The sequence below is a fragment of the Nonomuraea salmonea genome, assembly GCF_042428605.1.
GTDB classification, from domain to species: Bacteria; Actinomycetota; Actinomycetes; order Streptosporangiales; family Streptosporangiaceae; genus Nonomuraea; species Nonomuraea salmonea.
The window spans coordinates 59,461-66,346 of sequence record NZ_JBHMCF010000047.1 but is presented as its reverse complement, the minus strand read 5'-3'; the positions used below and the strand labels follow the sequence as shown (position 1 = coordinate 66,346).

Genomic DNA, 6,886 nt, shown 5'->3' with positions numbered 1-6,886 from the left:
CCGGCACCAGAGAGTCCGGCACCAGAGAGTCCGGCACCAGAGAGTCCGGCACCAGAGGGTCCGGCACCAGAGAGTCCGGCACCAGAGAGTCCGGCACCAGAGAGTCCGGCACCAGAGAGTCCGGCACCAGAGATATCGCGCAGTGGTGTCGTAAGGTGCGTTACGCTACCCCTTACGCAGATGCAGTAATGCAGAGGGCCGACCCAACTGGCTGTTGGGCCGACCCTAGTTGGGTGGTGCCGGGCCTTAAAGTTCCCGAAGGAACCTCAAAACGGTCGCCGCAATGCTCGTCACAGCAGCGACGACTTTCAAGGCCGGCACCATCCAGGCCCGCTCATCTTCTGGCCGATCTCGACGCTTTTTCGGCATCGCTCACACCTCCTCCCTGCGGCAGAGTGCCGCTGCAGCGGGCACCCTCTGGGAGCAGCGTGACGATCAACCTCTCGGTGAGCGTGAGAAAATCATAGGGATAGTCCAAGGTCTTCGTCCGGGCTCGGTGGATCCTGCTTCACGGGCATGCGTAAAGCCCCAGGTGGCGGACGCCCCTGGGGCTTTGTTTCGCGACATCGTTATCTAAGCGTGTTCCCGAGCTTATGAAGGGCGTTGCGCTTGTCGTCGAGCGACACATGCGCGTAGATGGTCATGGTCACTTCGATGTCGCTGTGGCCGACGATGTCGCGGACGACCTGAGGTGGGACGCCGAGGTTGAGTAGTAGCGTTACGCAGGTGTGGCGGAGGTCGTGAAACCTCATATCGCCGAGGCCGGTGGACTTGCGGATCGCTCCCCAGCTTCGCCGGATGTTGTCGGGCTCCATCGGGGTTCCGCAGCGCGAGGGGAAGACGAGGCCGTGTTCTTTCCACTCCTCCCAGCGGTCGGAGCGTTCAACGAACTGCTTCTTCCGGTGCTCCTTCAGGGCCTCCACGCAGATGGGAGGCAGCGGGACGGTTCGTTCCGAGCCGGAGGTCTTGGGGCGGACGAACTGGAGGCGGCCCGCGACCCGTTGGAGGCTTTGGACTACCTCAAGCTTGTCGACCTCCAGGTCCACGTCCGTCCAGCGGAGCCCGAGGAGCTCCCCACGGCGCAGGCCGAGGCAGAGCGCCAGGACGTACAGCGCATAGAGGCGGTGGTCCCGGGCGGCTTTGAGGACGGCACGGGCCTGTGGGGCGGTCAGGCCGCGGTTCACCTTGTACTTAGGCACCGGGACCTTGACGAGCTTGGCGACGTTACGAGCGATGATCTCTTCGCGTACGGCGCACTCCAAGGCGTTCCGGAGGAATGCGTGGATGAACTGGACCATGCGGGTGGACAACCGGGAGTCGCAGCACTGGCCGCCTTTGAGAGCGCAGCACACCGGCTTCTCCCGTGAGGCGTCCCAGCCGTTGCGGCAGCATTGGCATTCGGAGCGGACACGGTTGATGAAGAGACGGACGTCCTGGGCGTTGAGCTTGCCCAGGCGCTTCTTGCCCAGCCCCGGGACGAGGTGGAGGCGGACGACGCTCTCGTATCCCTGGTAGGTCTTGGGCCGGCGTTCCTGGCTGACGATGTTCTTCAGCAAGTAGGTGAGGAAGTCGGCGAGTGTCCAGTTCTCTGAGGAGACAGGGATACCCTCGTCGGCCTGGCGGAGGAGTTCGGTCAGCTTCTTACGGGCGTCCTCCTGAGTACGCGCGGAGTCTTGAACTCGCTTCGTGGTTCCGGCTGTGGTTTGGACGAAGGCGGCGTACCCGTATCGGCCATCCTTGCGCGGCCAGATGCTCCCTTCACCGTTGGAGCGCTTGCGGATGCGGCGGCCCGTTCGGCGCTTGGGGTTCTCTTCCGGGGTGCCGAGCATGGTCCTAGTCATTCACGCCACCTCCAGTAGAGCCCTGATGCACTCGGCCAGGGCGTCGGCCGGGACCAGGCGGCGACGGCCGATCTTGACAGTTCGGAGCTGGTTGGAGCGGATGAGGGTGTACAGGGTCCACCGGCTGACGCGGAGGCGATCGGCGGCCTCGTCCACGGTGAGTACGAGGTCACTCATGCGGGGCCTCCTCACACGCCAGCGGAGTGCAGGGCTTGCCCGTGATGGCGGCGACGAGGAGAGCGTCTCCGGCGGAGTGGCCCTTGCCGGCGTACTGCCATTCGCTGATGACGAGGACGGTGTCTTCGTCGGACAGGGGCAGCTCTCGATGGTCTACAGCGAGCCTTCGCCAGCCCCGACCACCATCCGCACTTTGTCCCGGGGCGTGTGCGGTGAGTTAGATAGCTCCCGCGTAGCGAGGGTGAGGCCGTGACGATCGCGGACTTCGGCACCCCATCTCACGGGCTGGGGCGATCGCCGCCGAGCATGGCGGTTCCCGTTCGACGCCGCTGGTTACCGCAGCATCTCCAGCCTCGTTCCGCCGCTGTTCCATGAGATTGCCACAGCCGGGAAGGCATCGGAGGTCACCCAGATCTATGAGGGCGCCAACCAGATCAGCGCATAGTTATCGCCCGGCAGCTCCTCAAGCAGACGTTAACGTGCGGAAACCCGGCGCTTCCTATGAGGTGGGCCGGGTAGCCCGTGATGGGCTCCCTGCTCTACTCTGCGCGTACGGTCACCTCTGCACGCGATGCGTGGAATGTTAGGTACAGCGTGAAGGTGTAGAGGGAGAACCGGTCGGCGCCGTCCCAGTCAAAGAGGTCGACCTGCCCAGGCGGAGCATCAGGGTGAGCGGTCACGCAGTCATGGCCCTCCTGGTCCTCACGCCACTCGACGAGGCGGACATCCTCGAACCGGAAGACCACGACGGGCGTCTTCGACAGCTCGGGTGGAGCCCCCTGCGGATCGTAGACAAACGCCAGCTCCAGCGTCGGCGGCCTGCCGGGCTGGTAGGTCAGGCGTCTGAAGTCGGTGTCGTGCAGGTAGACGTGGGCACCGTCCTCGGTCCAGAACTCGTACAGTCCTCCTTTGGAGGTGACGCCACGATGCTCGTCCTTGGTCACGCCGACGAACTGAGTCACTGACATGTGGACATGGTCTCGCGCACCTGAGTGATCCTGGAGCTCCCTATTAGGTGGTGACAGCAGTGCTGACAGCAACGTCCCCACACATGGGCTCACCGCAGCCGCCCGGCCATACCTTCCTCATCACGGTCTCGATCAGCCGAGCAGCGTGATCGGCCCGCCTGAAAAGCGGAAGGTCGGCAGTTCGACCCTGCCCCTGACCACCAGCTTTGAACAGCCAGAACGCCCCGAACGGATCATCGTTCGGGGCTTTTTGATTGCGCTGACAGCAGCTGCCATGCGTCACTCGGAGAAGATCCTTGAGAACGGCGAGGCGGCGAACGCGTTGTCGGGCCTGGCGGTCAATCCTGCGCTGCCGGAGAGCCTCATGCTCCGAATGCTCCAGTCGGAAGCGGCAGCGGATGCGCTGCCGTACCTCGCGGGGCGGGCCGAGCTGCCGGAGCCGGTGGTGACCTGAGCCGGTGGTGACCTGAGGCTGTCAGCCGCCGAGGTCGTGGGTGATCCAGCCGGGGGTGTCGAAGCGTACGGGCTGTTTGCCCACCAGCGTTGTCAGGTGGGCTTCGAAGGCTTCCAGTTCGGCGGCGCCGATCTGACGGGCCCACTGGTCGCGTAGCTCGTCGAAGATCGCTTCTCCCTGGTGCAGGACCTCGAAGCCCAGCGGGGTCACCTGGAGGCGTTTGCGGCGGGCGTCGTTCGGGTCGGTGTCGCGGGCGACGTAGCCGCGTTCCTGCAGGACCGCGATGGTCCTCGCCGCCGACTGCTTGGAGATGGACAGGCGGCGGCCCAGCTCTGAGGCACTGTCGGCGCCGGCGGCGATGGCTCGCATGGCGAAGTCGTGGACGGGGCGCACGTCCTCGTGGCCGCGCCGGGCCAGCTCGGCGATCGCGGCGTCCACCAGTGTGCGGAAGCCTCCCAGCAGCAGCAAGGCGAGATCGGCGCCAGAGCGAGACATGGGGAGAAGCCTACGGCACCCGTTTGGACAAAGGACAGTCTAGGTGTCTAATATTCGACACCTTGCCTGTCTATTTGAGGAGAGCCATGACCGTCACGCCAGCCGGCGCCACGCTGCCGGACGTCACCCATCACCGCGTCGCGGTCAACGGGACCACGCTGCACTACGTCGCCGCCGGCACCAGTGGCTCCCCGATCCTGCTGGTCCACGGGTTTCCCGAGACCTGGTGGACCTTTCACAAGCTCCTCCCTCTGCTCGCGGCCGATCACCGGGTCTTCGCCGTCGATCTGCGCGGGTTCGGCGACTCGGACAACGGGCCGGGCGAGTACGACAGCGCGACCGCGGCCGAAGACCTCCACCTGCTGATCGAGCACCTCGGCGTCGGCCCGGTCCATCTCACGGGACAGGACATCAGCGGCGCGACCGTCTTCCGCCTGGCCACCACGCACCCCGACGACGTGCTCAGCCTCACCGCCATCGAGATGGGTCTGGCCGGGTTCGGCCTGGAAACGCTGGCCGACGTCACCCGCGGCGGCGCCTGGCACATCGGGGCACTCGCCGCACCCGGCATCCCCGAGCTGCTGCTGGCCGGCCGCGAGCGCGAGTTCCTCGGCCGGTACGCGTTCCCCGCCATGACCGCCACCCCTGGCGCGTTCACCGACGCCGACCTCGACGAGTTCGCCCGCGCCTACGCCCGGCCGGACGGCTGGCGCGGTGCGATCGGCCTCTACCGGTCGATGCTGCGGGAAGGCTCGGAGATCAGGGCCCTCGCGGCGGCTCCCGGGCTGCGGACGCCCGTGCTGGCGGTCGGCGCCGGCGGCGGGCCCTTCACGGCGGACACCATGTCCCAGGCCGCGTTTACCGAGATCAGGTCCGTGCACCTCGACGGTGTGGGCCACTACGTCGCGATGGAGGCCCCTGAGGCGCTGGCGAAGGCGTGCCTCGACTTCATCGAAGGCGTCTGACCGTACAAGTGCGGCGGGCCTAGGATGACGCGGATGATGGGGAATCGAACCTATCGCGTCGTCGATGGTGAGCGCATCGAGGGAGTCTTCCGGCCGGTTTTCATTCGGAACGGCGACACCCACTACCTGAGCGAACTCAAGGTCTTCGCGGACGGTGCCATCTATTACTGGGAGTGGGGCGACCTTGACGGGCTTCGCGCGAAACTCGAGTCGGGCTGGGTGGCGACGACTTTCGACGAAGGAGCCAGGGCGAGCGTTCACCATCTGGCGAGCTGGCGCTTCGACCAGGTCAATGCCTGGATCACAGCCGAGGAACTGCTCGGGGAGGTCGCCGATGCGATCGAGCGGTTGAACGGGCGTCCCGATTCCACGGATCGGTGCATCTCGGCGGCGCTGCGCTACGTCGATTCGCGTACGGAGGCCGACCGGCTCGCGCTGCGCACCGCCTACGCGGCCATTCCGGCGCATCTTCGCGTCTACGCACTCGGCGACATGGACGCCCGTGACCTTCCGCTGCGCGTGCTCGCCTCGGAAGTGGGTGAGACATGGGACGAGGACGTCTATTTCGCGTTCGAGGACGGCAGTGAGGCATTGGACGATGACGGCGCCGTCACCGAAGAAGGCCGGCGAGCTGCATTCCAGTACTTCGCGGAGTGGCGGCGACCTGATCAGGACGTGGCCGCAAGGCGGGAGGCCGAAGCTCAGTCGCCGACCGTGATGCTCACCTACGGCCGTCCGATGTACCCGCGTGCGCACGGGCTGCGCAACGAATTCCCCGCCTCGATCAAAGTCGCCGATGCCGTCTATCCGACGGTCGAGCATGCCTACTGGGCCTTGTCCACGGACGACGAAGCCGCGCGCGAACGCATCCGTACGGCACCGAACGCCAGGGAGGCGCACGACATCGCGGTCGCAGCTGAACGGCGGCCGCACTGGCCGGACGTGCGTCTCCTGGTGATGGCCGACCTGCTGCGCGCGAAGTTCGCCCAGCATCCGGATCTGGCCGAGATTCTCCTGGCCACGGGCGACGGAAGAATCCATTACGCGCACGCCACCTCGGAATTCTGGGACATCACCGACGCCGCCGGACGCAATTGGCTGGGCCGGCTCCTCGAACTGGTCCGCGCCGAACTCGTGGCCGACCGCATCGGCTTCCGTACGGCCCAGTGGTGGGTCAAGCGTCCTGGACGATGAGGGCGGCCTCGGTGCGTTCTCTTTCGAGGGCCTGGCGGATGGCGGTGAATTCGGTGGTGTGCTCTTTCAGGGCGGTGGTCTGCAGTTCTCGTTCCGCGCCGGACCAGATGGTGACGAGATTCGTCTGTTCCTTGCAGGCGACGTCGGCCACCGCGGCGGCGGTTTCGGTTTGGGACGTGCTCGGGTCCTGCCAGCGCTCGTCGGCGGCCGCGGCGAGCGGGTCGGGGTAGTCCTTCTGGCCGCGGGCGCGCAGGCACGATCGCCAGGCCTCGAACGCCGACCTGACGCGGGCGTCCTTCGTCCGGGTCTGTTCGAAGATCTCCCGTTCCAGGCGGGTCAGGAGAGGGGAGTCGGCGGCGGTGACGTAGACGCGGGCCGTGCTCCGCTGGATGCAGTCGTTGGCCGCCGACTGCTCCGTCCTGGTGCGGGGGCCGCCGCGGGCGCGGTGCGCGCGTTCGCGTTCCTTCTCGGCGGTGGTGTACGGGGCCTGGTAGCCGGCCTGCTCGGCCACGACGGGCTCGATGACGCCGTAGCGGCGGCGGTTGGGGGCCTCGACCACGGGGATCGCGGGCAGGGGCGTCCGGTCGTACCCCTTCTGCTTCAGACACACGCTGGTCAGGACGTCCACGGCGCGTTCGGCGCGTTCGATGTCGGCCTCGGTGCGCTTGTAGGCGTCGAAGGGCAGGCGGAGTGCCCGTGCCTCGACGGACGGATCGATGACGGGCGGCGCGGGCGCCTGCGGGGCGGGGGCCGCGCACGCGGCGGCGGACATCAGCGCCAGCAGCGCGCAAC

General features: G+C 66.8%; 8 protein-coding genes and 1 tRNA gene. 4 read left to right on the top strand and 5 right to left on the bottom strand.

Features of this window, described 5'->3' with window-relative positions; translation table 11 throughout:
* Positions 1-569: 569 nt before the first annotated feature.
* The 3 genes from ACFFR3_RS43210 to ACFFR3_RS43200 all read right to left on the bottom strand — a co-directional run bounded on the left by ACFFR3_RS43210 (position 570) and on the right by ACFFR3_RS43200 (position 2,986).
* On the bottom strand, positions 570-1,841 hold the full coding sequence (locus ACFFR3_RS43210) for a tyrosine-type recombinase/integrase (RefSeq protein ID WP_379485024.1): 1,272 nt from the start codon (positions 1,839-1,841) through the stop codon (positions 570-572).
* Positions 1,842-2,018 (bottom strand): helix-turn-helix domain-containing protein, encoded by a 177-nt coding sequence (locus ACFFR3_RS43205; protein ID WP_345391476.1) that lies wholly within the window; start codon positions 2,016-2,018, stop codon positions 1,842-1,844. It abuts the gene before it with no gap.
* Between the two features lie 539 nt (positions 2,019-2,557).
* Positions 2,558-2,986 (bottom strand): hypothetical protein, encoded by a 429-nt coding sequence (locus ACFFR3_RS43200; protein ID WP_345391473.1) that lies wholly within the window; start codon positions 2,984-2,986, stop codon positions 2,558-2,560.
* 124 nt (positions 2,987-3,110) lie between these two features.
* Between ACFFR3_RS43200 and ACFFR3_RS43195 the strand changes: the two genes are divergently transcribed.
* Positions 3,111-3,189 (top strand) — tRNA-Phe (locus ACFFR3_RS43195).
* Between the two features lie 71 nt (positions 3,190-3,260).
* On the top strand, positions 3,261-3,440 hold the full coding sequence (locus ACFFR3_RS43190; protein WP_379485023.1) for a hypothetical protein: 180 nt from the start codon (positions 3,261-3,263) through the stop codon (positions 3,438-3,440).
* Positions 3,441-3,461: 21 nt separating this feature from the next.
* On the opposite strand, the gene ACFFR3_RS43185 is transcribed toward ACFFR3_RS43190, so the two are convergent.
* Positions 3,462-3,935: a MarR family winged helix-turn-helix transcriptional regulator gene (locus ACFFR3_RS43185; protein WP_364384160.1), complete on the bottom strand. Its 474-nt coding sequence runs from the start codon at positions 3,933-3,935 to the stop codon at positions 3,462-3,464.
* A gap of 86 nt (positions 3,936-4,021) precedes the next feature.
* Here ACFFR3_RS43185 and ACFFR3_RS43180 point away from each other — a divergent pair, with 86 nt between their 5' ends.
* Both ACFFR3_RS43180 and ACFFR3_RS43175 read left to right on the top strand, forming a co-directional pair.
* Positions 4,022-4,900: an alpha/beta fold hydrolase gene (locus tag ACFFR3_RS43180; RefSeq protein WP_379485022.1), complete on the top strand. Its 879-nt coding sequence runs from the start codon at positions 4,022-4,024 to the stop codon at positions 4,898-4,900.
* Between the two features lie 33 nt (positions 4,901-4,933).
* Positions 4,934-6,094 (top strand): NADAR family protein, encoded by a 1,161-nt coding sequence (locus ACFFR3_RS43175; RefSeq protein WP_364384166.1) that lies wholly within the window; start codon positions 4,934-4,936, stop codon positions 6,092-6,094.
* Here the strand turns inward: ACFFR3_RS43175 and ACFFR3_RS43170 are convergent.
* Positions 6,075-6,866, bottom strand: a complete 792-nt coding sequence (locus ACFFR3_RS43170; RefSeq protein WP_345391463.1) for a hypothetical protein — start codon at positions 6,864-6,866, stop codon at positions 6,075-6,077. The genes ACFFR3_RS43175 and ACFFR3_RS43170 overlap by 20 nt on opposite strands.
* Positions 6,867-6,886: the final 20 nt, after the last annotated feature.

What these genes read in the sequence shown, in the direction of transcription:
- ACFFR3_RS43210 (WP_379485024.1), bottom strand. Translation starts at nt 1,841, where the DNA reads ATGACTAGGACCATGCTCGGCACCCCGGAAGAGAACCCCAAGCGCCGA.
- ACFFR3_RS43170 (WP_345391463.1), bottom strand. Translation starts at nt 6,866, where the DNA reads ATGTCCGCCGCCGCGTGCGCGGCCCCCGCCCCGCAGGCGCCCGCGCCG.
- ACFFR3_RS43200 (WP_345391473.1), bottom strand. Translation starts at nt 2,986, where the DNA reads ATGTCAGTGACTCAGTTCGTCGGCGTGACCAAGGACGAGCATCGTGGC.
- ACFFR3_RS43185 (WP_364384160.1), bottom strand. Translation starts at nt 3,935, where the DNA reads ATGTCTCGCTCTGGCGCCGATCTCGCCTTGCTGCTGCTGGGAGGCTTC.
- ACFFR3_RS43190 (WP_379485023.1), top strand. Translation starts at nt 3,261, where the DNA reads ATGCGTCACTCGGAGAAGATCCTTGAGAACGGCGAGGCGGCGAACGCG.
- ACFFR3_RS43175 (WP_364384166.1), top strand. Translation starts at nt 4,934, where the DNA reads ATGATGGGGAATCGAACCTATCGCGTCGTCGATGGTGAGCGCATCGAG.
- ACFFR3_RS43180 (WP_379485022.1), top strand. Translation starts at nt 4,022, where the DNA reads ATGACCGTCACGCCAGCCGGCGCCACGCTGCCGGACGTCACCCATCAC.
- ACFFR3_RS43205 (WP_345391476.1), bottom strand. Translation starts at nt 2,018, where the DNA reads ATGAGTGACCTCGTACTCACCGTGGACGAGGCCGCCGATCGCCTCCGC.